Annotated in this window: 25 protein-coding genes; 11 read left to right on the top strand and 14 right to left on the bottom strand. The window is 57.2% G+C overall.

From position 1 onward, the window contains the following. The first annotated feature begins 316 nt into the window (after window positions 1–316). A complete protein-coding gene (locus VB780_RS05190; RefSeq protein ID WP_323350076.1) occupies window positions 317–508 on the top strand; it encodes a DUF2949 domain-containing protein in 192 nt (63 codons plus the stop codon). Window positions 509–590: 82 nt separating this feature from the next. Here the strand turns inward: VB780_RS05190 and VB780_RS05185 are convergent, their stop codons facing one another. From VB780_RS05185 to VB780_RS05130, 12 genes are all read right to left on the bottom strand, one after another. Further along, window positions 591–1,133 (bottom strand): Uma2 family endonuclease, encoded by a 543-nt coding sequence (locus tag VB780_RS05185; RefSeq protein WP_323350075.1) that lies wholly within the window; start codon window positions 1,131–1,133, stop codon window positions 591–593. A gap of 48 nt (window positions 1,134–1,181) precedes the next feature. Further along, complete coding sequence (locus VB780_RS05180; protein ID WP_323350074.1) at window positions 1,182–2,297, bottom strand: FAD-dependent oxidoreductase; 1,116 nt, start codon at window positions 2,295–2,297, stop codon at window positions 1,182–1,184. A gap of 21 nt (window positions 2,298–2,318) precedes the next feature. Continuing rightward, entirely contained in the window at window positions 2,319–2,765 is a 447-nt protein-coding gene (psbQ, locus tag VB780_RS05175; protein WP_323350073.1) for a photosystem II protein PsbQ, read from the bottom strand. 96 nt (window positions 2,766–2,861) lie between these two features. Beyond that, entirely contained in the window at window positions 2,862–3,092 is a 231-nt protein-coding gene (locus VB780_RS05170) for a hypothetical protein (RefSeq protein ID WP_323350072.1), read from the bottom strand. A 36-nt stretch (window positions 3,093–3,128) separates the two neighbouring features. Continuing rightward, window positions 3,129–3,389 (bottom strand): type II toxin-antitoxin system RelE/ParE family toxin, encoded by a 261-nt coding sequence (locus VB780_RS05165; RefSeq protein WP_323350071.1) that lies wholly within the window; start codon window positions 3,387–3,389, stop codon window positions 3,129–3,131. Continuing rightward, window positions 3,376–3,573, bottom strand: a complete 198-nt coding sequence (locus tag VB780_RS05160) for a hypothetical protein (protein ID WP_323350070.1) — start codon at window positions 3,571–3,573, stop codon at window positions 3,376–3,378. Before VB780_RS05160 ends, VB780_RS05165 begins: the two co-directional genes overlap by 14 nt. Before the next feature lie 55 nt (window positions 3,574–3,628). Continuing rightward, complete coding sequence (locus VB780_RS05155) at window positions 3,629–6,361, bottom strand: NACHT domain-containing NTPase (protein ID WP_323350069.1); 2,733 nt, start codon at window positions 6,359–6,361, stop codon at window positions 3,629–3,631. A 96-nt stretch (window positions 6,362–6,457) separates the two neighbouring features. Continuing rightward, window positions 6,458–7,336 (bottom strand): dihydropteroate synthase, encoded by an 879-nt coding sequence (gene folP, locus VB780_RS05150; protein ID WP_323350068.1) that lies wholly within the window; start codon window positions 7,334–7,336, stop codon window positions 6,458–6,460. Between the two features lie 88 nt (window positions 7,337–7,424). Beyond that, window positions 7,425–8,147, bottom strand: coding sequence for an amino acid ABC transporter ATP-binding protein (locus VB780_RS05145; RefSeq protein ID WP_323350067.1), 723 nt, complete (start codon window positions 8,145–8,147; stop codon window positions 7,425–7,427). Beyond that, the gene (locus tag VB780_RS05140; protein ID WP_323350066.1) at window positions 8,140–8,799 is read right to left on the bottom strand and encodes an amino acid ABC transporter permease; all 660 of its coding nucleotides are present in this window, start codon (window positions 8,797–8,799) and stop codon (window positions 8,140–8,142) included. Before VB780_RS05140 ends, VB780_RS05145 begins: the two co-directional genes overlap by 8 nt. A gap of 372 nt (window positions 8,800–9,171) precedes the next feature. Then, complete coding sequence (locus VB780_RS05135; RefSeq protein ID WP_323350065.1) at window positions 9,172–9,522, bottom strand: DUF2200 domain-containing protein; 351 nt, start codon at window positions 9,520–9,522, stop codon at window positions 9,172–9,174. 119 nt (window positions 9,523–9,641) lie between these two features. Beyond that, window positions 9,642–10,235 carry a PAP/fibrillin family protein gene (locus tag VB780_RS05130; protein ID WP_323350064.1) on the bottom strand — a complete coding sequence of 198 codons (594 nt, stop codon included), beginning with the start codon at window positions 10,233–10,235 and terminating at the stop codon, window positions 9,642–9,644. 119 nt (window positions 10,236–10,354) lie between these two features. Here VB780_RS05130 and VB780_RS05125 point away from each other — a divergent pair, with 119 nt between their 5' ends. From VB780_RS05125 to VB780_RS05100, 6 genes are all read left to right on the top strand, one after another. Then, a complete protein-coding gene (locus tag VB780_RS05125) occupies window positions 10,355–10,606 on the top strand; it encodes a DUF3134 domain-containing protein (RefSeq protein WP_323350063.1) in 252 nt (83 codons plus the stop codon). Between the two features lie 189 nt (window positions 10,607–10,795). Further along, window positions 10,796–11,890 carry a phospho-N-acetylmuramoyl-pentapeptide-transferase gene (gene mraY / locus VB780_RS05120; RefSeq protein ID WP_323350062.1) on the top strand — a complete coding sequence of 365 codons (1,095 nt, stop codon included), beginning with the start codon at window positions 10,796–10,798 and terminating at the stop codon, window positions 11,888–11,890. Window positions 11,891–11,918: 28 nt separating this feature from the next. Further along, on the top strand, window positions 11,919–12,704 hold the full coding sequence (locus tag VB780_RS05115; RefSeq protein WP_323350061.1) for an isochorismatase family cysteine hydrolase: 786 nt from the start codon (window positions 11,919–11,921) through the stop codon (window positions 12,702–12,704). A 346-nt stretch (window positions 12,705–13,050) separates the two neighbouring features. After that, entirely contained in the window at window positions 13,051–13,722 is a 672-nt protein-coding gene (locus VB780_RS05110; protein WP_323350060.1) for a hypothetical protein, read from the top strand. A gap of 225 nt (window positions 13,723–13,947) precedes the next feature. Next, window positions 13,948–14,286 (top strand): P-II family nitrogen regulator, encoded by a 339-nt coding sequence (locus VB780_RS05105; protein WP_275332835.1) that lies wholly within the window; start codon window positions 13,948–13,950, stop codon window positions 14,284–14,286. Window positions 14,287–14,483: 197 nt separating this feature from the next. Continuing rightward, on the top strand, window positions 14,484–15,818 hold the full coding sequence (locus VB780_RS05100) for a folylpolyglutamate synthase/dihydrofolate synthase family protein (protein ID WP_323350059.1): 1,335 nt from the start codon (window positions 14,484–14,486) through the stop codon (window positions 15,816–15,818). 65 nt (window positions 15,819–15,883) lie between these two features. Here VB780_RS05100 and VB780_RS05095 read toward each other — a convergent pair whose 3' ends face one another. Beyond that, window positions 15,884–17,752, bottom strand: a complete 1,869-nt coding sequence (locus tag VB780_RS05095; protein ID WP_323350058.1) for a metallophosphoesterase family protein — start codon at window positions 17,750–17,752, stop codon at window positions 15,884–15,886. A 170-nt stretch (window positions 17,753–17,922) separates the two neighbouring features. On the opposite strand from VB780_RS05095, the gene VB780_RS05090 reads away from it, so the two are divergent. From VB780_RS05090 to VB780_RS05080, 3 genes are all read left to right on the top strand, one after another. Continuing rightward, window positions 17,923–18,771: a hypothetical protein gene (locus VB780_RS05090; RefSeq protein WP_323350057.1), complete on the top strand. Its 849-nt coding sequence runs from the start codon at window positions 17,923–17,925 to the stop codon at window positions 18,769–18,771. Between the two features lie 93 nt (window positions 18,772–18,864). Then, window positions 18,865–19,827, top strand: coding sequence for an RpoD/SigA family RNA polymerase sigma factor (locus VB780_RS05085; RefSeq protein WP_323350056.1), 963 nt, complete (start codon window positions 18,865–18,867; stop codon window positions 19,825–19,827). A gap of 149 nt (window positions 19,828–19,976) precedes the next feature. After that, a complete protein-coding gene (locus VB780_RS05080) occupies window positions 19,977–22,226 on the top strand; it encodes an AAA family ATPase (RefSeq protein ID WP_323350055.1) in 2,250 nt (749 codons plus the stop codon). Window positions 22,227–22,483: 257 nt separating this feature from the next. On the opposite strand, the gene VB780_RS05075 is transcribed toward VB780_RS05080, so the two are convergent. Continuing rightward, window positions 22,484–23,362 (bottom strand): LysR family transcriptional regulator, encoded by an 879-nt coding sequence (locus VB780_RS05075; RefSeq protein WP_323350054.1) that lies wholly within the window; start codon window positions 23,360–23,362, stop codon window positions 22,484–22,486. 198 nt (window positions 23,363–23,560) lie between these two features. Here VB780_RS05075 and VB780_RS05070 point away from each other — a divergent pair, with 198 nt between their 5' ends. Beyond that, window positions 23,561–24,265, top strand: coding sequence for a pirin family protein (locus VB780_RS05070; protein WP_323350053.1), 705 nt, complete (start codon window positions 23,561–23,563; stop codon window positions 24,263–24,265). The last annotated feature ends 61 nt before the right edge of the window (window positions 24,266–24,326 follow it).

Genomic DNA, 24,326 nt, shown 5'->3' with positions numbered 1-24,326 from the left:
CAAGTTTGACCAAATATTACAGGTTCCAACATTCCGTAAAGCAACATCCGAGCTTTGGGGTTGTCTTTGGGCATCTTTTATTACAGCTAAAGGCGAAGACTACTGAGAGGGTGTTCTAGGAGAACTGGGGCTTAGGGGCGGTTGTCTGGCGATCGCCCTCAGGCCTTCTCCAGACTGGGCTCGCCCACCCATCGGTGGCGATGTGATAAAAGTTCAGTTAATCGATCGTGAAATTAATGTTGCCACGGAGGCATCCTTGTGTAGAATCGTGGGCAACATCTGCAAACCCTAGCGACCCAAAGGAGGTGAGATTTATATGACGGTGAGCACCCAACCCAATCTGATTCAGTTTTTACAGGATGATTTGGCCATTTCGGCGGCTTCTATCAAGGTGGCCCTGAAGCATAGCGAGCAAGATCCTGGGCCTTTGCCCATGATTCTTTGGCAGTACGGCTTAGTAACCCTAGAGCAACTAGAGCAAATCTATGACTGGATGGAAGCGGCTTAAGCCAAAGGCACCCCTGACTAAACTCTGTTGAGAGGCGTAGCACCGGCTGCGCCTCTTGTCGTTTTGAGGGGTGGTTTTAGAATTACTCAAATACTAGGGGCCACAGGTCAGCGATCGCGACCTCCCACCCAGGCAGCAGGTCGGGTACCGTAAGGCGATCGCCATCCCCTAAGAGAACCGCCTCATCCCCAGATCGATACACCTCTACACAGCGGGCCTCAGGGTCAATGAGAATACCCACCTGGGTACCCAGAGCGAGAAAATCTTGGATTTTGCTCCGCAGCTTTGTCAGTTTGTCCGTTGGCGATTTCACCTCCACCATCAGATCGGGGGCGAGTTCTGCAAAGGAACGAGGGCTACGCCGCAGCCGCTCGGCTTTAACAAACGAAACATCGGGAGCGCGGGTATCGGCGTTAGGGAGTATGAAGCCAGCGCTAGAGCCTGTGACTCGACCGAGTTGACGGGGGCGCACCCAGTTGCGAATCTGTGCAGCTAACTCAGTAGAGACTTCATCCGCCTCGTACCCAGAAGGGCTCATAATTTTTACCTCCCCGCCCACCAACTCCATCCGATAGTCGGGATGTTCAGCCTGAAGCTTCTCTAATTCGTTAACTGTCATCAGCATGAATCTTCCCTCACAGCAGAGGTCTTTGCCCTATCATAACGACTCATCTCAATTCTCTAGAAAGTCTCGTACAGCTAGGGCAGTGGCTGGGGCAAGGAGGACGCCGTTGCGGTAGTGCCCGGTGGCCAGCCAGATATTGCTATAGCCTGCCAGTGACTGAATGACTGGAGCCGCCTGGCCCTGGGGGCGGGGGCGAAGGCCCGACCAGCGCTGGGTTATCTTGCCTGTCGCTAGGGCTGGACAGTAGGCAATCGCGCCAGCTAGCACGTCATCTAGGCGATCGGCCTCGGGCCGCATAGCCAAGGCATCTTCAAAGGAGGTTTCGGGCGGAAACTCTACCGTGGCCCCGACCCAGTAGTCGCCGTCGCCCAGGGGCACCAGGTGAATGTCATGGCCATTGACCACGGGCTGAAAGTCGAGATGGCCCAGGGGCTGGTCGAGGTGAAGCCGGAGAGCCTGACCCAGCACCGGGCCAATGGGGATCGGCTGGTAGAGCGTTTGCGTGAGGGGCAGAGTCCCTAACCCTGCGGAAATTACAATCGCATCCGCTGCAAAGCTCTGATTTGGCGTCTGCACAGCTGCACAGTGGCGGTCTTCCTGGAGCAAAACTTCAGCCCCATCAAACCCCACGACGGGCTTACCAAAGTGAAACTCAGCCCCGTTTGCCTGAGCACCGGCCACCAGCGCCAGCGTGAGATCGGTAGGATTGACCTGAAAATCTTGAGGCGAGTAGATGCCAGCGGCGACCCCGGTGGTGTTGATGTGGGGGCATCGATCGCCCACCCGCTCCGGTTCCCACACCTCTAGCCGATAGCCCTGGCGCTGGCGGATTTCCTGGAGCGATCGCCACCGAGGCAAGTCCTCAGCTGCAAAGCAGAGACTGAGAATGCCCTGGATATTGTGCTGAATTGCTCTTCCCGTCAGCGCTTCTAGCTCTGGAATCAGGGTTTGATAGCGCTTGAGGCTGCGCTCTCGCAGTCGCCAGTTGCGCCCCTTTACCTTGTGGCTAATCACCGCCATGCCCACCCCCAATGCGGCGGCGGTAGATCCCTGGGCTGGGGCTGTTTGATCGACGACCGTGACCTGAACTCCTTGGCAGAGGCTCAGTTCGTAGGCGATCGCCGCCCCCACAACGCCGCAGCCAATAACGGTGATTCGCTTCAAGGGAGGGTGAACTGAGTCGGGCTATTGAAACGTTGGTACCAGACTCAAGAATGAGTCAAAGTCATCTAGGGCATTGCGGTACTCTTGCCCGGCAATTACCTGCTGGTTATTGGCGGCAGCTTCGTCTAGGCGCTCTAGGTGTACGTAGAGTTCCTTAGCCAGGGATTGGGCCTGGGGCTTATCTTTGGTCAGCAGGGTGTTTGCCAGGCGGTTGACCCGCGCCCGCATTTCGCCCATGGGGCCATGGATGAAGCTCTGCACGTTCACCCAGTCTTTTTGTTGAATGTAGCCCTGAAGCTCGGGGAAGCGATCGCGCAGCTCAGCCACACCGGGGGAATACAGCTCTACCTGCTGCAAAATCTCTGGGGTGTAGGTGGTCGGTATCTTCGCCGCCGGGCCACCGCAGGCCACCAGGCAGGTGGCTACCACCGCCAGCAAAATTCCCAAAAGAGGTCTAAAGCGTCCCATAGTTAACCTTTTGCGCTCTCTACATCAGTCGTCTGTATTTTACGCCGCCGTGGGGACTTGTAAAGCGCCAAGGTGCTGTGGCGGGGGTTGCCAGCCTTAATCGAGGCTGTTGCAGCCTACTCCTCCAAACTCCAATATCTCAAAGATCGCCTCGCGGCGGACTGGCTCGGAGTCTTTGGCTTCATCAATTGCTTTCACCAAGGCAATATCTTCAAGTGCCTCTGCAATCAGGTCTTGGAACAGATCACGACGCTCTTGGAAGATTTCAAGAATCGCTGCTTTTATTGAATCTTTGATTTGAATTTCGCTAAAGCTATATTCCAACATAAAAGCCTCCGGAAGTTCAGATTCTCGATGATATTTTTACTGATAAGCCTCGCGACGGTGCCTGATCCGCATTATCATAATTAGCTGAATATCATCATCAATTTTGTAGATAACTCGATAGTCGCCTACACGAATTCGGCAAAGGTCATCTTCACCAGCTAGCTTTTTCATGCCAGCAGGTCGGGGTTCGGCTTTGAGAGCATTTATAGCTTTTTGTAGTCGGGTTTTGATCTCTAGCGACAGCTTACGAAACTCTTTGGCAGCAGAAGATTTGAACTGAATCTCATACTGCGCCATTGGCCGCATTTTCCTGATTGAGTTCGGATTCCAAGTCGCTCCAGCTTACGGTTTCTTCCTCTGCCCGCGATCGGGCAACCAAAATATCATAAAAGTCCTCCCACAGATCGCCCCATTCTTGCAGGTCCAGGAGAACTGCTGTTTTTTCTCCGTCTTCGTTGACTAAAAATTGAATTCCACGCATAGTTTTCCTCGTTTCTGTTTTTGATAAAAAGTTGCCAGACCCCAGGGTTTTTCCCCTATAGGTTTGCTATTGCATCGGGGACTGGATATTTCTCGATTTCGCTGAGGGGCAACAGCAGGGTGTCTTCGATGTATTGTCGGGTGGCTTTGGTGACGTAGCAATCGCTGTTGAGGCAATCGACCAAAAGCTTGTTAGCGTTGTAATACTGTTCCAGCTTTTCTTTTTGAGCATTAGAAAGTTGCCAGTCATAACCAATGTTGAGCTGTTCAAGAATCGTGATTCTCAAATGTTCAGTCCAATTTGCACCATTTGCCTGCCACCATTGCTTAAAAACTTCACGATTCTTTCGATTGGGTAATTTAGCCCTTAACCCCTGTATTATTAGCTTTAACTCTTGATTATCTTGCTCTATAGATCGTTCAGCACGATCAAGAGCAAGATCGATGTCGCAGTCCAGAGCAAGGTCGAGAGCGCGGTCGAGGTTTAAGTCAAGGGCATAACTAATTATCAGAGCAAGAAAGAGTGCGCGGTCAAGAGCAAGGGCTAGAGAATTAACATGCGAAATAGTACGAGCACGATTTAAGCTACGAGTAAGAGCGCGCTTGAGTTGTAGATCATCAGTGTAGGAGAAGTTATGATCGCGGCCATAGTAAAGGTCACGAACACGGTCACGAGCATAAGAAAGGTCGAGATCGTCAGCTAGAGCCAGACTGAAATCAAGATCATGAGCGAGATCAAGGTCAAGATTATACGCATAGGCAAGGTAAAAGGCCCGAACTGCAGAGGTCTTATAATGAACGTTCACTGATATGTTTTTTTGTTGCATCCAGGCCAACAAGGATTGTAGCTTGAGTGTTTCGAGAGTGGAGTCAGCTACGATTTGGTCAATTTTCTGTTTCATCAGCACCAGCAGGGTATCGGCTTCGGATAGCATGCCTGCCGTGAGAAAAAAGATTTCGCGGTAACGTTTTTCTGTAATGTGGTTGACCAAGCTTTGCAGTGCCTGGTTAAGTGCTGCTGTGGGGCTTATGATGTTCTGAGCGGTGAAGTATTCCTGAAAGGTGAGGTGGGAAAAAGAGTAGATGCCTCTAGCCCGTTCCACCAATAGCCCGTGCTGCGCTTCGATGGATTTCAGCACCGCTTCACCATCCAGTTGCAGGACTTCTTGTTCATCACTAGCTCCCGGCAGGTTGCGAATGTAGCAGATGATATGTTGCTCTACGGTGGCTTGCTTAAAGAAATACTCCCCCCGCTCAAAGGTCTCAAAGGCAAGCTGGCTCAGCAGGTCTTCCTTTCGTTTGAGTGAGAGTTTTTTGTAAACCTGATCTCGCTCGATGTTGCGTTTGCCATCCCACTTTTTAAGCAACACATCCAGCCCTTCTTTATACAGTTCGGCTCGGTTAGCGGGGAAATCTGCTGCTTCGCCAAACACCAGGCACAGGAGCGTCAGCAATAGCGGATTGGTCGCCAATTCTTGAATGGGCTTGTTGTCCTTGAGCCGTTGAATAAAGGTCTTCGCTTTTTTGGGGTCGTGCTTGACTGTAAACCATTTATTAGCAAACTCAGCAATCTGCTTTTGGTTAAAGTCAGCAACTTCCACTTCGGTAAATTGCTCAAAAATGTACTCTCGTGCAGCAATGCGGCAAGTAATTACGCACTGGCAATCTCGGAACTGCTGGGTAAAGGTTTTGATATCTTGCAGCACTCGGTCGTGATCGTTTTCGGAAACCTCATCTAGACCATCCAGCAATACCAGTGATTGGCCGGCGAGGAAGATAGCGGTGAGGACATCGGTTTCTTTCACCCCGCATGCCTGCCTCTGATTTTGGATGTAGGTGTGGAGTTTAGGCTTTCCCTTAGCCTCTGCATAGTCCTTTAGTGTCACAAATACTGGTACCCGCTGAGGCTGAAATTTTCCCTCATTGCACAAAATGGCGAGCCGTTTCATAAAGGTGGTTTTGCCTGCTCCTGGCTTGCCCAAAATCATCAGTTGGCGGTGTTCTTCAACCGCTTGCAAACCGGGAATTCGCTTATGTCGCACTTGGCCCAACAAAAAGCGGTCAAAGTTTTTGGGGTCGCAGTCTTGCAACAGTTCCTCCAGCTCCAACCGCCGACGCCCAGAGATCTTTTCCAAAATATTGACGCTGGTATAGATGTCGCCCAGACCAATAGGCTGCTCCATATCGAGCACGCGCATTGTGCCGCAGCGGCCCTGTATGTCGCCATACACTTGGGCACGGACGGTTTGCACCAGGGCATCAATATCGGGATCGGGCTTGGGATGCTTGGGGTTAGTTGGAGCTTTTAGCCCTGCAATGTCTTCCCAATCTAGATCTAGGGCATTGCAAAAGCTAACAAACAGCTTGTTGCTGACAGGTTTACCTGAACAAAACTTGATCGCGGGCTGGCGACTACAGGCGCATACAGAGGCCAAGTCTTCTCGGCTCCAGCCCCGTTCAGTCAGAGCCCGATTGATCTGCTGGATGCCGTCTGGGGTTACGGTAAGCGATCGCCTTGCTGAAGCTCTAAGCGCTCGAATTTGGATAATCGACTCAGGTGGGTTTGGTAGGCTGTCTAGCTGACTTAACACATCATTTACAAAAGCTAAGTCATGCCTGGGAGAACTTTCGGCCCATTGCAGAAGCTGTGCTGTGCGATCGCCCTGGGTAGCCGTAGGGCCAGCGACAACACCATCGGGTGGTTGAATAGCAAACAGCAGCTTGTTGAACGTTGGAGGTGGCAGCGCAGCCAGGGTATTAAAAAGCTGAAGGCGATTATTGACAGTCATTCCACAACTCACGCAGGGGTGGTTGCCTTCAAGTGTAGCCATCCTGCCTCAGGCAAGCTATCCCTAGACAGCGGGTTCTGCCGAGGATGCGCTGAACTAACCCTTCCCCCGCCACACTGCGTCGGCCACCCGGCAAACATCATGCATCTCCGCCCCATCGTGGACGCGGATAATGTCAGCCCCACCTGCGATCGCCGCACAGCAGGCCGCCGCCGTACCCCACACCCGCTGCTGGGGGTCGGGCTGGTCTAAAATCCAGCCGATGAAGCTCTTGCGCGAGGGGCCAACGAGCAGCGGTCGCCCCAGATCGCGAAATTTGTCAATTTGGCGCAGCAGTTCTAGGCTCTGGGCAGAGGTTTTGGCAAAGCCCAGGCCGGGGTCAACGGCAATCTTGCTGGGCTTAACGCCCACCGCGATCGCCGCCTCGATCTGGTGCTGCAAAAACTCGTAGATTTCGCCCACCATGTCGTGGTAGTCGGTGCGCTGCTGCATGGTAATCGGGGTACCCCGCAGGTGCATAATCATAATCGGCACGCCCAGGTCGGCCACCGTCGAGAGCATACCCTTGTCGTAGGTGCCCGCCGAAATATCGTTCACAATGTCGGCCCCAGCTTTTACCGCCGCCCGCGCCACCGACGATCGGGTGGTATCTACCGAGATAATTGCCTGGGCCAGAACATCGTCGTCATCCCGACGAATGGCTTCAATCACCGGAATCACCCGCTCTAGCTCTTCGGTGCGAGTGATGGACTCGGCCCCAGGGCGGGTAGACTGGCCGCCAATGTCAAGAATATCGGTGCCATGGTGCACCAGATGGCGCGCCTGGGCCACCGCCCGCTCCACCGTGTTGAACTGGCCGCCGTCGCTAAAGCTATCGGGGGTGACATTGAGCACCCCCATTAGGTAAGTGCGGCTGCCCCAGATAAAGGTGCGATCGCGAATTTTCCAGGGAGCAGGGGCCGTAAGCACAGACATAGGAACAATCCATTAGATCTCTGCCTAGCTTAGCTGAAATGTGGAGAGCGTTTGAACGTTCTAACGTTGGCACGTTCTAACCATTTCTCTACAACACCTTCTCCAAAAACTGCTGGGCGCGATCGCTCTTTGGCGCACTAAAGAACACATCCGGCGGCGCGTCTTCTACCAGGTAGCCGCCGTCGAGAAACAGCACGCGGTTGGCCACCTCGCGGGCAAAGCCCATCTCGTGGGTAACAATCGCCATGGTGATGCCCGTTTTGACCAGCGCCTTCATCACATCCAGCACTTCTTTGACCATTTCGGGGTCGAGGGCGCTGGTGGGTTCGTCAAACAGCATTACATCGGGCTCCATGGCCAGGGCGCGGGCGATCGCCACCCGCTGCTTTTGCCCCCCCGACAGTCGCGACGGGTACTGCTCTGCCTTTTCCGCCATGCCCACCTTCTCCAGCAGATCTAGGGCAATTTTGCCCGCGTCGGCCTTCGACAGACTCCGCACCTTCATCGGCGCGTAGGTGAGATTTTCCATCACTGTTTTATGAGGGAACAGGTTGAAGTGCTGAAACACCATGCCCACGTTCTGGCGCACCTTGAGAATGTCGCACTTAGACGACGTAATATCGACACCATCGACAAAGATGTGCCCAGCAGTGGGTATCTCCAGCAGGTTGATGCACCGCAGCAGGGTCGATTTTCCCGACCCCGAAGGGCCGATAATTGCCACTACTTCGCCGCTGCCCACCTCCGTGGAGATGTCTTTTAACACCTCCAGCGGCCCGAAGGATTTGACTAAATGCTCAATTCTAATCACTGCGGCGCATCCTTCGCTCCAGAACGTTGGCGGCTTGGGTCAACCCCATGACCATGACGTAGTAAATCACCCCTACCACAATCAGCGGCTCAAAGTAGAGGAAGGTCTGCCCCGCCACCACCTGGGCCCGCCGCATCAGGTCTAACACCCCAATGGTAGACACTAGGGCCGAATCTTTCAGTAGCGCAATAGTCTCATTTACCAGGGCGGGCAAAATATTCTTAAAGGCCTGGGGCAAAATAATGTCGAGCATCATCGGCCGGTAGGGCACCCCCAGCGACATGGAAGCCTCCCGCTGCCCCTTATCTACCGCCATAATGCCGGCTCGAATAGTTTCAGAGCTGTAGGCCGCCGAGTTGAGCGAGAAGGTGAACACCCCCGCCTCAATGGGCGAGATTCTATAGCCAATCAGCTGGGGGGTGGCAAAGTACACGAGCGCCAGCTGCAAAATCAGCGGCGTGCCCCGAAAAATTGAGGTGTAGAACTCCGCAAACCAGCGCAGTGGCTTAACGCTAGAGATCTTGAGTAGCGACAGCAGGGTGCCCAGGGTAAAGCCAAACAGGGCCGACAGCACTGTGAAGCGGAGGGTAACCAAAATGCCGTTCAGGATGAAGGGCAGCGATGGAATAATCTGGCCAAAGTCTAAGTTCATTGGGCTAAGGGGAGTCGCTCAGGAATAGAGTACCAGTGATTTTCCTAGGGAAGAGGAGGTCGTGGCAGGGTGAGCGCAAGAAAAATGGGTTTGTGACATGCTGAGGGCATCTCTAACCGATTCCCCCCAGCGAGTGTTCATAAGCCAAGGCTTTGCACCTAACGAAGAGAGTGCTAAAGCTGGCCGTGCATGTCTGCATCTTTTGAGACAGTCATCAATTATTGTCTTCGCAACATCCTCAACTACTGCGGCGATCGCCTATGCATCGGTGAAGAAACTTGTGCGCTTTGGGTAGGTGTTTGGGAAGACGGCTATCAGGAAAGTTGGGTCACGCTGGCGCTTCGCCCAACCGACGAAAGATCTGCGATCGCTCTATTGCCGAAGAATCTTTTCTATCTTTTTTCCTTTGGCTAGCTCATCGATTAGTTTGTCTAAGTACCGAATTTTTTGCATCAGCGGATCGTCAATCTCTTCTACGCGCACACCGCAAACGACTCCCCGAATAAGGGACGCATTAGGATGCATAGCCGGAGCCTGGGCGAAGAAACTTTCAAAATCGTTCCGTAGCTCGAGTTGCTGCTGTAGTCCCGCTTGGTCGTAGCCGGTTAGCCAACAGATGATTTGATCAACGTCTGCTTTCGTACGATTCTTTCTTTCTGCTTTCTGGATGTACAGCGGATAAACCTTCGCGAATTCCATTGCAAAAATTTTATGTCTTGCCATCGCCAACCTTCCTATATAGGTTGTTTAGGAAAAAAGTATCAGGTAAGTTGCGTTATGCTGTCGCTTCAGCCAACTTACACAAACCCTAGGTTTTAGTTTTGGCCCTAGACTAGCCCCGCCTACACTTTTTGCAGCACAAACAGGCTGCCCTGGTTGCCGCGCCCAATTCGCAGGTCGTCGTCTAGGTAGGTGACCTCTAGCCAGCCTGCTTGGCGATCGCGGTTAATTCTAAAATCAATGCCCTGAAAGAGCGAAAATTTAGGCGTGGTTTGCATCGCCCCAATGAACTGGGCCGGAGATTTGTACCCCAACCCCTGGCGTAGCCCAATTACGCCCCGCTCAAAGCCCACATTTACCCGCTGGGTAGATACGGCCTCTAGGGTGGCGGCCACCGCCACAATGCCCGACAGCAGGGGCGGCCCATTCACCTCGGCAATGTTGTAAATCCGGTTTTCGGCCAGGCGAACGCACTGGTAGATGGGGCCGAGGGAGGCCAGGGGCAGGCGATCGATATTCAGCAGTTCGCGGCTGGTGGTGTAGAGCAGTCGCCAGTCGCCGTTGAGGCGATCGGTGGCCTGGAGCGGGTCGGGCGTGGGGTTGCGGCCTTCCAAAATCGCAGCAGCAGCCTGTATCGCGGTGCGATCGCTAGAGCTGCTCGCAATCCCTCGATTGACGGGAGCCACAGCCTCCAATAGCTCAGCTTTGCCCAACATGGCCCAGTCTCCACAGCAGTACCGGCATAATAGGGCAAAACTTCGGGCACCGCAGAATAGGGTCTCTGCTACGATGGAATGTCTGTGTATTGCCTCGTTATTGGTACAAGACCACTGCTATGTCTAATAAGTATTACAACCCGTCTTTGCGCCAAGTGCCCCGCAACGCGAAGGCACCAATTTTGCCCTCCAACGGCGACTCATCTATTCTGCACTGGCTAGAGGGCATCGGCCGGCTGCGCAGCCGCGAAGTCGTTGAAACCATCCCCGATGAAGCCGAAAACGAGGAAATTTCCGATCTGATGGGTAACGACGACGCCTTCGAAGACGATGACGATACCGATCTCGCCCTCGACGAGGACGACGATTAACTATTGTTGACTGCACCGGCTGAGTTGGCGGCGTCACGGGCTTGCCGTTAAGTGTTGTTAAACTTCGCTCCTGAGTGAGACTATTCATTTAAGCTTCCTGACTATTTCCGGGCACCAAATATAGTCAATTGGAAGATCATCCAGTAGACTCCTGATGGTGTGTGGTGTGGTTTAAGTGAGGAATTGTTCGTGGATGCGAAGTTTTTGGCATCAAAGGGGCTGTCGCTGAATGGCCAGACGTTATTTTGGCTGTTGGGTCTGGGCCTAACTGCCGCCGCCGTAGGGCTAGACGGTGTTTTAGGTAACACCGCTAGTTTGGGGGCATCGATCACCGTTCCGTTTATTGTGGCCGCCTTGGGCAGCAGCCTGCTCGGTTTTTCGGCGGTGCCTCTGCTGCGGGCGCTCAAAACTGGTCAGTTTATTCGGGAAGAAGGCCCCCAGGGCCATCTCAAGAAAGCCGGCACCCCCACCATGGGTGGCGCTTTTTTTGTGCCGGTAGCGGTGATTGTGGCTCTGCTGGCGACCGGCTTTGCCCGCGATGCAGTGGCCGTGTCGCTGCTCACCCTGGCCTACGGGGCCATCGGCTGGGTAGACGACTGGCAGGTGATTCAGCGGCGGTCTAATAAGGGCATTTCGCCCCGCGCCAAGCTGGCCCTACAGATTGCCGTCGCGGTGCTGTTTTGCCTGTGGGTACTCACCACTCAGCCCGCCAGCCTGACCACCGTGGCCTTGCCCCTCGGCCTCGGCCTACCCCTGAGCTTTTTGTTTTGGCCCCTGGCCGGGTTTGTGCTGGTGGCCGAAAGCAACGCCACCAACCTCACCGACGGTCTGGATGGCCTGATGGGCGGCACGGGGGCGATCGCCTTTATGGGCTTAGCGGCTATTGTGGCTCCCACCCACCCCGATCTGATGGTATTTTGCGCCGCCATGGCCGGAGCCTGCCTGGGCTTCTTACTCCACAACCACAACCCCGCCCGCGTGTTTATGGGCGATACCGGCTCCCTGGCTCTGGGCGCAGCCCTTGGGGCCGTGGGTATTCTCAGCGGCAACCTGTTTGCCCTGCTAGTGCTGACCCTGCTGTTCTTTGCCGAAACCCTGTCGGTGATCATTCAGGTGGGCTACTTCAAAGCCACCAAAGGCTCCGACGGCGTGGGCAAGCGTTTCTTTAAGATGGCTCCGCTCCACCACCACTTTGAGCTATCGGGCTGTTCTGAAATTCAGGTTGTGGCGGCGGCCTATGCCGTAACCGCCCTACTAGCTGTGCTAGCCCTCCAGGTGAGATAGTCTGCATCCCACTCCCAGCATAGTCGCCATGGATGCATCAAACCTTCGCCCTCTGGGTCACCCGCCCAATGCCTGGTGGGTCAACGACCAGGTTGCCGACATCAGCCGTCAAGAGCTACAGCCTCGACTGACCACCCTAGTCACCCAGACCAAGCAGGTGCGGTTTGACCTCGCCAAAACTGCCTGTCTGGTGGTCGATATGCAGAATGACTTTTGCCACCCCGACGGCTGGCTGGCCAGCATCGGCGTTGACGTAACCCCTGCCCGCCAGGCGATACAGCCCCTGCAATCTCTGCTGCCTAAACTGCGATTGGCCCAGGTGCCAGTGGTGTGGGTCAACTGGGGCAACCGCCGCGATCGCCTCAACCTGAGCGCTGGTCTACACCACGTCTACAACCCCAGCGGGGCCGGTGTGGGTCTCGGCGACCCCCTACCGGCCAACGGTGCCCCCGTGCTCACCAAAGGCAGCTGGGCGGCGGCGGTAGTGGATGAGCTAGAAGCTCAGCCCCAAGACATCTGGGTCGACAAGTACCGCATGAGCGGCTTTTGGGATACGCCCCTCGACAGCATTTTGCGCAACCTGGGCAAAACTACCCTGCTTTTCGCCGGGGTGAACATCGATCAATGCGTTCTGGCCACCCTGCAAGACGCCAATTTTCTCGGCTACGACTGCGTTTTGCTAAGCGACTGTAGCGCCACCACCTCCCCCGACTACTGCACCCAGGCCACCGTCTATAACGTCAACCAGTGCTTTGGCTTTGTGGCCGATAGCAAGGCCCTAGCCACTGCCCTAGAACTTTCGGTAGCCACCTAGCTGAGGGCAGGCTACCGTAGGGTGGGCAGTGCCCACCAGTTGAAAAATTGTTTTCCAGAAGTCGCTCAAGCAACACCCTTCCCAACATCTGTGTCCTTGGGAAGGGGCAAAATCCTCGGTTGCTTTCGCAGTCAGAACTGTCCTGGCCCCTGGAACCATTTGCCCTTGGATGCCAAATCACTCCTTGGGTGAGACCGTTGTCCAAATTCAGTGGTCAGAATGGAATTTATCAGGGCCAAAACTTTTCTTGACTAAAACTGGTGCAATTGCTCTAATGTGAACTACCCTTGGGCAGACCAATTTTCAGGCTTATTCTTCGTTCTTAAACGCCCCTTCTACCGTCATCATGAACGTACCCTTTTCTTCCGAATCTGCTTATCCTGGAGCCGTGGCCCCAGAAGCACCCCAGGGCAGCCGTCAGGCTCCTTCGGTGCCTATTTCGGTATACCGTGAGCTAGCCACGGAGCTGCGCGCTACCCAGGCTATGGTCGATTCGCTGACCCAGCAAAATCAGCAGCTCAACCAGCAAAACCAGGTGCTGCGCCAGGAAATGATTCGCTTTGCGGACTCGGCGGCCCGGCTCAAGCAGGCGATCGAGGTCAGCCAGCCCCAGGCGATTGAGCCGGAGAGCATTGCCCGCCCGCTGACGGCACCTCTGAGTATGGAAGCCCCGGCGATGGCCGCTAGCTATTCTATGGACGAAGCGGCTTCGGCCTCTCTGCCAGAACGGCTATCAGAATCTATGGGGGAGGGGGTCTCGACCCTGGCAAGCCAGCTGACTCAAATGGTGAAGCCCAAGGGCAAAAAAACGCCCAAAATGCCTCCCAAGCGGCCTCAAGCAGCGCCTCAGCGGCTTTACACCGAAGAGCGCATCGATGCCAGCCGTCCTGGTCAGCTGAGCCAGCGATCGTCGGATCTCAGCGGGCTGTGGCTGGCGGCAACCATTCTGCTGATTGTGATCAGCGCCTTTGGGGCTGGTTTCTTGATTATGAAGCCGCTGCTGAGCAATTCTCGCTAAAGGGCTGGATTACCGCCTGTAGCTTGCTTTTCCAGCCGCTGTGACTCCGCTTGCCTGACTTTTTGTAGCTGACGATACAGTATTGTAGGGGTCAGGCCCGATACACATAGACCGAAGCTATACCAAGTCCAGCTCGCGATCTGTAGTTTTGCCATAGGTAAACCTCCACTTCTGGGCTGGGATGAGGTTTACAGAGAGACCCGCTGAAGCACCCTGGTTGGATCTATGAAAAAAATAGAAGCTATTATTCGCCCTTTTAAGCTCGACGAGGTCAAGATTGCCCTGGTCAACGCTGGTATTGTGGGTATGACTGTGTCGGAGGTGCGCGGCTTTGGTCGCCAAAAGGGACAGACCGAGCGCTACCGAGGCTCGGAGTACACCGTTGAATTCCTCCAGAAGCTCAAGATTGAGATTGTGGTTGAAGAGGCCCAGGTCGATACCGTAGTAGACAAGATCATTTCTGCTGCCCGCACTGGCGAAATTGGCGACGGCAAAATTTTTGTCAGCCCCGTAGATGAAATCGTCCGCATTCGCACCGGGGAGAAAAACACCGAAGCGGTGTAGCCCCTGCCCCTGGTTTAACGCCTCAACCGGGCGCAGCCTAAGCTGCGCCTTTTTTATGCCCGATCGCACCCCATCCTTGCAAGTTTATGCTGGTGCAGCTAGATCGCGAGGGAGCCGGTAGGTGAGGGGCGATCGCCCTCAGATAAGATGCTTAATGACCAAGCTACCTCGTCCCTCGTGGGCGGAGAGAACTGCCTGTGTATCAGCCGTCCCAGATTGAGCAAGAGCAACAGATTGAGAGCGTCCTGGCTCCCTTTGGGCGGTTTGGGGTAGAGCTGGGGCTAGAGCGTATTCATCGATTGCTGGGAGCCTTAGGCAATCCCCAAGAACGGGTGCCGCTAGTGCATGTGGCGGGCACTAACGGCAAAGGGTCGGTGTGTGCCTACCTGGCAGCGGTGCTGGGGGCAGCGGGGTATCGAGTGGGGCGCTACACCTCGCCCCACCTGGTGAGCTGGCGCGAGCGCATTGTCGTCAATGGCGACCCCATTGCCGCGCCGGATTTGATCGATCGGCTGGAGCAGGTGGTGGCCGCTATAGACCCATCCCACCCCTCGCCCACCCAGTTTGAGGTGTTTACGGCGGCGGCCTGGCTGCATTTCGCTGAGGCTGGGGTCGATGTGGCGGTGATGGAGGTGGGCCTGGGGGGGCGACTCGACGCTACCAACGTGGTGGATGCGCCCCTGGTGAGCGTGATTACCTCCCTCAGCCGCGAGCACTGGCAGCGGCTCGGCCCCACCCTGGCCGATATTGCCCGCGAAAAGTCGGGGGTGCTAAAGCCGGGGCGTCCCGCAGTGATTGGCCCATTGCCCACTGAGGCCGAGGTGGTGGTGCGGGCCCGTCTGGCCGAGTTGGGCTGTCCGGCGGTATGGCCCGCGCCCGCCGTATCTCTAGGCAACGGTCAGGCCCGCTATGACCAGGGCGACGAGGGCATTACCTATCCCCTGGCGCTTTTGGGCGAGCATCAGCTGACCAATTCGGCGATCGCGATCGCCACCCTACAAACTCTGCGCGCCCAGGGCTGGAGCATTTCTGACGCTGCGATCGCCCAAGGCATGGCCAACGCTCGCTGGCCGGGACGCTTGCAGTGGGTGATCTGGGGAGAGGAACCGGAGATATACCCGCTGCTGATCGACGGTGCCCACAACCCCGCCGCCGCCGAGGTGCTGCGCCAGTACGTCGATAGCTGGTGGGCCAGTTGGGTGGGGGATCGGGCGGGGACGGTGTGGCTGATGGGGATGCTCTCGACCAAGGACCACCGCGATATTTTTGCTGCCCTGCTGCGTTCCGGGGATGCCCTACATTTGGTGCCAGTGCCTGGGCACGAGACGGCAGTGCCGGAGGATCTGGGGGCGATCGCGCGATCGGTCTGCCCTGACCTGGCCCAGTGCGAAGTCCACAGTTCTCTCTGGGATGGGTTGCTTGCGATCGCCCCGTCCCCGGCTCCCCTCAAGGTGCTGTGCGGCTCGCTCTACCTAATTGGCCACTTTCTCGCTACCGAACCCTACGAAGATGCAGCAGGGCGGGGAATTTGAGGGTGTGAGAAAAAGAGGCAGAATAACCAACAGCCATACTCAAAAAATCCAATTCCCTCGTCCGATTATCGGCCTACGGCAAACTCGTCAAACTTCACCACCGCTGAGTTCGGCTCTCGGGTGTCAAAGTAGTAGCTGCTGATCGTCCCCATACCCGTGTCAAACACGCTGAAGGCAGTGATGTCGTTGCTGGCCAGGTAGGGTAGTGGATGGCCACTGTCGTCTTGCAGCGGGGCGATCGTGGGCACCACTGGCTCCAGGCCGTTGGGGTCGCCCTGGGCCACGTAGTCGGTGGGGGAGTAGGTCACCGCCGAGCCCTCGATAGTTTCAGGGGGCACCGGGCGAGATTTATCTTTCCAAAACGCGCCGTAGGAATTGCCCACGTTAGAAGTTTCCAGGTAGTGAGTGCCCTGGGGCGACACAAAGCGGTTCCACAGGTGCGAATGGCCATAGAAAACCAGGTCTACCCCGGCCTGCTCTAGCAGGGGCACCAGGTCGCGGGCAATGTAGTCGTCGGCGCGGGGGTACTCGTAGCGCACGGCGGTGAGGCGGCCTTCATCGTCGCGATCGTAGCGGCGCACGGGGTTGGTGAAGGCGGGCACAATGTTGTCGCCCAGGGTGTGGGGCGGGTGGTGCAGCATCACCACCTTGTACTTGGCCTGGCGAAAGGCGTCGCTGGCCAGCTCTTGCTCTAGCCACTGGTACTGCAAACTGCCCCGCTCGATCGGGTCAAAGATGTGCTGGCCGTGGCCCCAGTTCTGCGGTGTGCCCAGGTCGGCTTCGCGCTCCTGGTAGCGGCCCCGCGCGGTGGCATCTAGACTGTAGGGTCGCCAGATTTGGGTGATATAGAGCGACACCAGGCGAACGTCGCCAAAGGTGATGGCGTAGTAGCGGCTGGTGGTCTCGGATCGATCGGGGTTGGGTACCTGGGTCAACGGCAGGCTAAATAGAGCTTCGTAGGTCTCACTGTTAAAGGAATTGTCGATCATCCACTGACGGCGCAGGACGGGGTCGCCGCTGGGGTTAAATAGGTCGGCGTTGGCTTCATACAGGCCGACCGCCACCTGCCGGGGCACGGGCTGGTTAAACTGCTCGCCCAGGGGGGCCGCAGCGGCAAAGCGGCCCATCACCTCGTGGTTGCCCAGGGCTGGAAACAGCGGCGCGTGCTGAATGATTTCGCCCCCCCGGTAGTTTGTGGTACGGCCATTGCGCTCTAGGGCATAGCTGGTATTGCCCTGCAAACAGGGGAAAAAGCCGCAGCCCCGGCTGTCGTCAAACCACTCGGAGGCGCGATCGGGAATATTGACCAGATCGCCCGCAAAAAACACCGCGTCTACTTGGCCCAGGGTCTCGGTCACCTTTTGCAGATTGGCGGCAACCATAGGCATGTTTTGGTGGTCAGAGGTGAGTAAAATCTTGAGGGGCTGCCCGGCTGGGGGAGCCCCAGCTAGGGTGAATACACGGCTTTTGGCCACTGTGCCGTCTGGCCCAGTGCTGGCCACTTGGTAGGGCACCCGCTGCCCCGGCGATAAATCTGTCACCACGGCTTCATGCCGCCAGATCGGGCGCGCTACCGTCTGCTTTAGGTCAGAGAAATTGGGGTGGTCAAGGCGAGACTGGTTATCTTCTCGGGTGCGGGCCAGGCGGGTGGTGATCGCGATCGCCTGATTGGGTAGATTAGCCTCGGATGGCTGATTGGGGGTACCCCACCGCACCCGGTGGTCTCGGCCCTCAAACTCGGTAAACCACACTACTCGCACCGCGCCAGGGGTGGGGTACTGCAAAAACGGGTCGGTCAACAGTTGGGTGGGCACAGCACTGGCCTCGGGTGATGGAGCAACGGATGCCTGGCGAGGCTCCAGGGCGATTAAAAGGATGGCTGTTAGCACGAGCAGCAGGCCTGCCGTGAGTAGGGTCAAGTCTTCTCGCCGCATGGTTGTGAGCCTTTGTGGTAGAGCCTCAACAGCCCTAGCGTAGCGGCAAATAACGACAATATAAAAACTGTCTGCTTACTGATAACGCTATCTAAAAGATGTGCCACCTTTAGAACGTCAAACGCTAACGTTTCGCTAACATTTTTGGGTGCAGAGCAACGGGCATGACCATGGCATTTCCTTTCAAGCTCAGGGTGGGTAAGCGCTCTCTCCGGTGGTCGGGGGGTGGGCTGCTGGCGCTGTTTTCGATCGGGCTGCACGGCGTGCTGCTAGCCTGGCCTGTGCCCGAGACTACCCCAGAGCCCGCTGAGAGTCTGACCGAGATCACCGATTCGTCATCGGTTGTGGGGGTGGTGCGGCTACCGGCTGCCGCTGAGCCCTCCGCCGAGGCGATCGCAGTAGCCCCAGCCCCCCAGGCAACCCAGGCTCCCCCGCCCAAAGCACCGCCCTTAGTTCGTTCTGCGCCTCCCGCTGCTCCCGCTGCCCCACAGTCTCAGGTAGAGCAGCCAGAGGCCGCGCCGCCTGCGCCACCCACGAATGAGGTAACTCTAGAGCCAGTGCCCCCGGAGCCACTACCCGCCACCCTCGAAGATCGCCTGCGGGATCCGGCGCAGTACGAATTTAATCAGCAGGCTAAGTCGCTTGTGGCCAACGAAGTGGCCTTTCACACCTCGGTTGTGCCGACGTGGTTAGAGACCGAAGGGCAGGGTCTAAGCGACACCGAGGTACCTGTTTTGGGCACAAAGCTCGCTCCCTTGCAGGTGCCCTACCCGATCGCCACCTGTCTGACGCCAGCCCCCGCTGAGGGTCTAGTTGGAGTAATTGTCAATGCCTCTGGCCAGCTAGTCAAAGAGCCGGTTTTGCTCGACAGCACAGGCTACACAGTGCTGGATGAAAAAGCGCTAGAACTGGCCCTACAGCGCAGCTTTGAGCCTAACCCTGGCGGCACCCTGCCCAACCCCCAGGCCCACTGGCTGCCGATACAGGTAGAGTACAGCGGGGCCAACTGTAGACCTTAAGGTATCCTTAGCCTTCCTCCCCTTGGGTAGAGGCATGGAATGGCCGGTCTTGTCATAGTGGCAGGTAAGTTGATTGCCACTACTGATTTCCCCATGGCCCTAGCTACTTCCGCTTCCAGCAATTCTGTTCAGGCATACCTGAAAGAGATTGGCCGCATTCCCCGCCTCTCCCGCGACGAAGAGATTTCGCTGGGCAAGCATGTGCAGCAGCTAAATCGTCTCACCGAGATATCGACCCAGCTTACCGACACCCTGGGTCATGAGCCTTCGGTGGATGAGTGGGCCGAGGCGGCCCATATGTCAGTCGATGATTTGAGACAACAGATTGAGCATGGCGAAGCCGCTCGCCGCCGCATGGTAGAAGCGAACCTGCGTCTGGTGGTCTCCATTGCCAAAAAATACACCAAGCGCAACCTAGATCTGATGGATCTAGTACAGGAAGGCACCATGGGCCTGCAGCGCGGGGTCGAGAAGTTTGACCCCACCAAAGGCTTTAGGTTTTCGACCTACGCCTACTGGTGGATTCGTCAAGCGGTAACGCGGGCGATCGCCGAAAAAAGCCGCGCCATTCGCCTGCCCATCCACATTTTCGAAAAGCTGACCAAGATCAAGCGTGCCCAGCGCCACCTGGCCCAAGAGCTAGGCCGCACCGCCACTCTCGAAGAGGTGGCCAACCACCTGGATATGCCTCTGGTGCAGGTGCGTCAGTTTCTCTCGCAGTCGCAGCAGCCGATGTCGCTGAACGCCTTAGTGGGCGACAAGGGCGACACCGAGCTAGCCGATATGCTGGAGGATGAACAGGGGCGATCGCCCGAGGAGTACGCGGCTCAAAACAGCCTCAAGCAAGATATCTTCCGCATTCTCGACCGCCTCACACCCCAGCAGCGCGAGGTGCTGGTGCTGCGCTTTGGCCTTGGCACTGGCGAAGGGCTGTCTCTCTCCAAGGTGGGGCAGCAACTCAATGTCAGCCGCGAACGGGTGCGTCAAATCGAGCGCGACGCCATCAAAAAACTGCGCTATGCCCGCCAAGACTTGAAAGCTTACCTGGCCGGATAGGACGCTAAGCTCAAGCTAGGTCGCAATCTAGACTGAGGGAGTTCGGCAGCGGCGCTGGCCTTTGCTTACGGGCAGCACCTAGGGCTATACCATTAGGAGACAGCCTTGCCAGCATTGATTTGACTGGCCTTCTGGGATGCCTTACCCCAATGGATCTCTTTGACCATAACCGCCAAGAGCAGATTGGCCGGGATGCCCCGCTGGCCGCGCGGCTGCGGCCTCGCACCCTGGACGAATTCATTGGTCAAGACGCGGTGGTGGGGCCGGGGCGACTGCTGCGGCGCGCGATTCAGGCCGATCAGCTTTCCTCGCTGATTTTTTTTGGCCCACCGGGCACGGGCAAAACCACCCTGGCCCAGATTATTGCCAACACCACCAGCGCCCACTTCATTGCGCTAAATGCGGTGCTGGCGGGGGTGAAGGATATTCGCGAGGCGATCGCAGCGGCCCAAGACCTGCGCGGCCAGTACGGCAGGCGCACGATTCTGTTTATCGACGAAGTGCACCGCTTCAACAAGGCCCAGCAGGATGCGCTGCTGCCCTGGGTAGAGAACGGCACGGTGATTTTGATTGGGGCGACCACCGAGAATCCCTATTTTGAGGTCAACAAAGCGCTGGTCAGCCGATCGCGCATTTTTCAGCTCAAACCGCTGGAGTCAGCAGATCTGTATCGGGTGGTGGAGCAGGCACTGGCGGACAGGGGACGGGGCTACGGCGATCGCCCCATCCACCTTGAGCCCGCCGCCCTCGATCACCTAGTGAATGTAGCCAACGGCGACGCCCGCGCCCTCCTCAATGCTCTAGAGCTGGCGGTTGAAACTACTCCTCCTGATGGGACTGGCCAAGTTCTGATCACCCTGGATGTGGCCGAAGAGTCAATTCAGCAGCGGGCGGTGCTCTACGACAAAGAGGGCGACGCCCACTTCGACACCATCAGCGCCTTTATCAAAAGCGTGCGCGGCTCTGACCCCGATGCGGCGCTCTACTGGCTGGCCCGCATGGTCTACGCGGGCGAAGACCCACGCTTTATCTTTCGCCGCCTGGTGATTTTGGCCAGCGAAGACGTTGGCCTGGGCGACCCCCACGCCGTGACGGTGGTGACTAGCTGCGCTGCTGCCTTCGACCGGGTGGGTATGCCCGAGGGCCGCTATCCCCTGACCCAGGCGACGCTGTACCTGGCGACGGCCCCTAAATCCAACAGCACCATGGGCTTTTTCGATGCCCTCGCCGCCATCGAGCAGGAGCGCGAAGCGGAGGTGCCCAACCCCATGCGAGACGGCAACCGCGACAGCAAAGGCTTTGGCCACGGCAAAGGCTACCTCTACCCCCATTCTTATCGAGAGCACTGGGTAGAGCAGCAGTATTTGCCCAGCGGCTTGCAGGGGCAGGTGTTTTACCAGCCGTCGGATCAGGGCTACGAGGCCTCAATTCAAACCCAGGTGGCCCAGCGGCGCGAAGCCCAGCTAGCGGCGATGGTGGATGGCGGTGGCGCACTGCCAGAAGCGCTCACCTACAGCCCCGATGACCCGGCTCGCGATCGCTGGCTCCAGCGCACCCTCAGCCAGGCGGGCGAGCAGCTAGGGGAACTGCGCGATCGCATCTTTGCTCTGGCTCCACCCCAGCGCCATCACCGCATTCTCGACCTCAACGCCCGCACCGGACTGCTCACCTGGGAGGCTCTGCGCCAGGTGCCCGAGGGGGGCGTCTACGCCCGCGTACACACCGCCCAGGACGAAGCCGCCCTGGCTGAACAGGCGGCCCAGCTCCCCGCACTGATCCGTCCCGTGTTTGTACATGCCGACTTTGAGGCGCTGGCGGCGTACCTGGCGGCCCACACGCCAGGCGTTCGCTTTGAGCGGATTGTGGGCCGCAATGCCTTTGCCCAGGTGGTTAACCGCGATCGCTTCATCGAGATTGTGCAGCAGCTTTTGGCTCCAGAAGGTGTAGTGCTGCTGGCCGAGACCATTCCCCGCCACAGCCAGCGGATTTCGGCCCTGGTAGAGACTGCCGATTTGAGCAAAGCCCTGGTCAAGCGCTGGCACCAGGCTGAGGAGGCGATTCACGGAGTGATCCCTTCGGGAATCGCCCATTCCACCACCGACCCTCGCTTCAACTGGCAGGCCGACACCCTAGAGTCGCTGTTTCTCAAAGCGGGCTTTACCGTGCAGCTCACGGAGGATGTTTTGCACAGCAGCATCTACGTGTCGTCAGCGCTGTTGCAGCGGTGGTTTGCGGTGGGCGGCACCCCGCCTAGCTACCGCGATCAGCTGGCGCAGCATCTGCCTGAGAAAGATCTGGCGACGATTCATCAGAGTTGCCAGCGGCAGTTGCAGGGGCAAACGGTGCAGTGGCGATCGCCCCTGGTCTACTTGGTGGCGAGAATTCAGGTCAGCGCCTAACCCTTGCTTTGCCTTCGCTCTGATCGGGCGAACCAGAACCCTTGAGCCATGTTTGTTTTGAAAGGAACTGGGCCGATCCTTAGACTATTTTGGCTACGCTGCCGCACAACGCTGTCTACCCAGATTTCAACGACTAAGCCCACAATGAAGGGGCTATTGTCAAAGTGTCGTCCCTAGATTCAAGGCAGTTGGCACCCACCGAGCACAGACAGCGTAGAAGACTGACAGCGTAGAAGACTGAGCAATGTTTACCCTGGCTAAATTTTCTCAGCCAAAAATTCCACCAGCCGGGTCACCTTTGCCGACAGGTGGCGATTGACCGGATACAGCGCATAGATGTTGATCGTCTCAGGCGGATACGCCGTCAGAATCGGGCGCAGTTGCCCTTCCGCTAAATCTTTCTCCACAATGAAATCGGGCAGCATGACAATACCCAGGCCCGCCAGGGCAGCGGCCCGCAGCACCTCGCCATTGTTGCAGCACAGCGGCCCGTTGATGGTGACGGTGTGGGGCTCATCCCCTATCAGAGTCCAGCTATTGTCTTGGGCGCGGTGGCCGTAGTGCAGACAGTCGTGCTGCTTGAGATCGTCTGGATGGGTTGGGGTGCCGCGCTGCTGTAGATAGCCGGGAGCCGCACACACCACCAGCGGGCAAGGGGCCAGGGTGTGGGCGATTAGCCCAGGGCCGGGGGGCTGGGCGGCAATGCGAATGGTGATATCGAAGCCTTCTTCGATGGGGTCAATGCGGCGATCGTTGAGCACCAGCTCAACGTAGAGGTCGGGGTACTGGGCCATAAACTCCACCACCAGGGGGGCCAGGTGCAGGGTGCCAAAGGTCATGGGCGCATTGATGCGCAGACTGCCGCGTGGCTCCTGGTGCAGGCGGGTGAGGGCCAGCTCAGCTTCCTCGAGGTCAGCGAGAATGGCGAGGCAGCGATCGTAGTAGGCCCGCCCGGCGTCGGTGGGGGAGACTTTGCGGGTAGTGCGCTGCAAGAGTTGGGTTTGCAGGTGCTCTTCGAGGTTGAGCACTAGTTTGTTAACCTGCGATCGCGACAGATCCATCTGGCGAGCAGCGGCGGCGAAACCACCGGCTTCGACGACCTGGGTGAAGGCGCGCATGCTTTCGAGCTTGTCCATGGCGGGGATGGTGAGGGAGATGGGGATGGTGAGGAGAGTGGGGTTGGGAGATTTTCTAGAACAAGACGATGGCTTTACTGTCTTCTAAAAGGCGACAATCTGTTTACAATGCTGGGTATTGTCTATTAATTGGATTCAGTATATCGTTAATTTATTCGGATGTTTCCAATCCATTGACGCTACTAGGAGGTGTCTCTAATGATTACGGTTCGTCCTGCTAATGAACGTGGTGCCGCCAACTTTGGCTGGCTCGATTCTCACCACACTTTCTCGTTTGGCAACTACTACGACCCTAAGCACATGGGCTTTGCCAGCCTGCGGGTGATCAACGAAGACAAGGTGACGCCGAGCCAGGGCTTTGGCACCCACGGCCACCGCGACATGGAAATCATTACCTACGTGCTGGATGGCGCTCTAGAGCACAAAGACAGCCTTGGCACCGGCTCCGTCATTCGCCCTGGGGATGTGCAGCGGATGTCGGCAGGCACGGGCATTCGCCACAGCGAGTTCAACGCCTCAGACAGCAACCCGGTGCATTTCCTGCAAATTTGGATTTTGCCTGAGACGGAGGGCATTGCCCCCGGCTATGAGCAGATCTCGATCGCCCCAGAAGCCAAGCAGGGGCAGCTGCGCCTAGTCGGTTCCCGCGATGGCCGCGATGGCTCTGTCACCATCCACCAGGATGTGAGTTTGTATGCCACCGCGTTGGGTGAGGGCGATCGCGTCGAGCACACCCTGGCTTCGGGGCGAGTGGCCTGGGTGCAGGTGACCCGTGGCGCGGTCAGCCTCAACGGCCATGCCCTCACTGCTGGGGATGGCGCTGCTGTCAGCGACCTCGACACCCTGAATCTGACCGGGGCTGCCGATGAGGCCGAGGTGTTGGTGTTTGATATGGCCGCCTAACAAACTTGCGGCGGCGGGGGAAGTTTCCCTCGCCGCCGTCGGATGTTCGCGACAAGAAATA

Source organism: Leptolyngbya sp. CCNP1308 (assembly GCF_034932455.1).
Lineage (GTDB): Bacteria > Cyanobacteriota > Cyanobacteriia > Phormidesmidales > Phormidesmidaceae > Nodosilinea.
Note: the sequence above shows the minus strand (reverse complement) of the source record. Positions and strands in the feature narration are given on the sequence as shown.

Coding starts and splice junctions, on each gene's coding strand:
- VB780_RS05190 (WP_323350076.1), top strand. CDS start 317: ATGACGGTGAGCACCCAACCCAATCTGATTCAGTTTTTACAGGATGAT.
- VB780_RS05185 (WP_323350075.1), bottom strand. CDS start 1,133: ATGCTGATGACAGTTAACGAATTAGAGAAGCTTCAGGCTGAACATCCC.
- psbQ (WP_323350073.1), bottom strand. CDS start 2,765: ATGGGACGCTTTAGACCTCTTTTGGGAATTTTGCTGGCGGTGGTAGCC.
- VB780_RS05170 (WP_323350072.1), bottom strand. CDS start 3,092: ATGTTGGAATATAGCTTTAGCGAAATTCAAATCAAAGATTCAATAAAA.
- VB780_RS05165 (WP_323350071.1), bottom strand. CDS start 3,389: ATGGCGCAGTATGAGATTCAGTTCAAATCTTCTGCTGCCAAAGAGTTT.
- VB780_RS05160 (WP_323350070.1), bottom strand. CDS start 3,573: ATGCGTGGAATTCAATTTTTAGTCAACGAAGACGGAGAAAAAACAGCA.
- VB780_RS05155 (WP_323350069.1), bottom strand. CDS start 6,361: ATGACTGTCAATAATCGCCTTCAGCTTTTTAATACCCTGGCTGCGCTG.
- folP (WP_323350068.1), bottom strand. CDS start 7,336: ATGTCTGTGCTTACGGCCCCTGCTCCCTGGAAAATTCGCGATCGCACC.
- VB780_RS05140 (WP_323350066.1), bottom strand. CDS start 8,799: ATGAACTTAGACTTTGGCCAGATTATTCCATCGCTGCCCTTCATCCTG.
- VB780_RS05135 (WP_323350065.1), bottom strand. CDS start 9,522: ATGGCAAGACATAAAATTTTTGCAATGGAATTCGCGAAGGTTTATCCG.
- VB780_RS05130 (WP_323350064.1), bottom strand. CDS start 10,235: ATGTTGGGCAAAGCTGAGCTATTGGAGGCTGTGGCTCCCGTCAATCGA.
- VB780_RS05125 (WP_323350063.1), top strand. CDS start 10,355: ATGTCTAATAAGTATTACAACCCGTCTTTGCGCCAAGTGCCCCGCAAC.
- VB780_RS05115 (WP_323350061.1), top strand. CDS start 11,919: ATGGATGCATCAAACCTTCGCCCTCTGGGTCACCCGCCCAATGCCTGG.
- VB780_RS05110 (WP_323350060.1), top strand. CDS start 13,051: ATGAACGTACCCTTTTCTTCCGAATCTGCTTATCCTGGAGCCGTGGCC.
- VB780_RS05105 (WP_275332835.1), top strand. CDS start 13,948: ATGAAAAAAATAGAAGCTATTATTCGCCCTTTTAAGCTCGACGAGGTC.
- VB780_RS05095 (WP_323350058.1), bottom strand. CDS start 17,752: ATGCGGCGAGAAGACTTGACCCTACTCACGGCAGGCCTGCTGCTCGTG.
- VB780_RS05090 (WP_323350057.1), top strand. CDS start 17,923: ATGGCATTTCCTTTCAAGCTCAGGGTGGGTAAGCGCTCTCTCCGGTGG.
- VB780_RS05085 (WP_323350056.1), top strand. CDS start 18,865: ATGGCCCTAGCTACTTCCGCTTCCAGCAATTCTGTTCAGGCATACCTG.
- VB780_RS05080 (WP_323350055.1), top strand. CDS start 19,977: ATGGATCTCTTTGACCATAACCGCCAAGAGCAGATTGGCCGGGATGCC.
- VB780_RS05075 (WP_323350054.1), bottom strand. CDS start 23,362: ATGGACAAGCTCGAAAGCATGCGCGCCTTCACCCAGGTCGTCGAAGCC.
- VB780_RS05070 (WP_323350053.1), top strand. CDS start 23,561: ATGATTACGGTTCGTCCTGCTAATGAACGTGGTGCCGCCAACTTTGGC.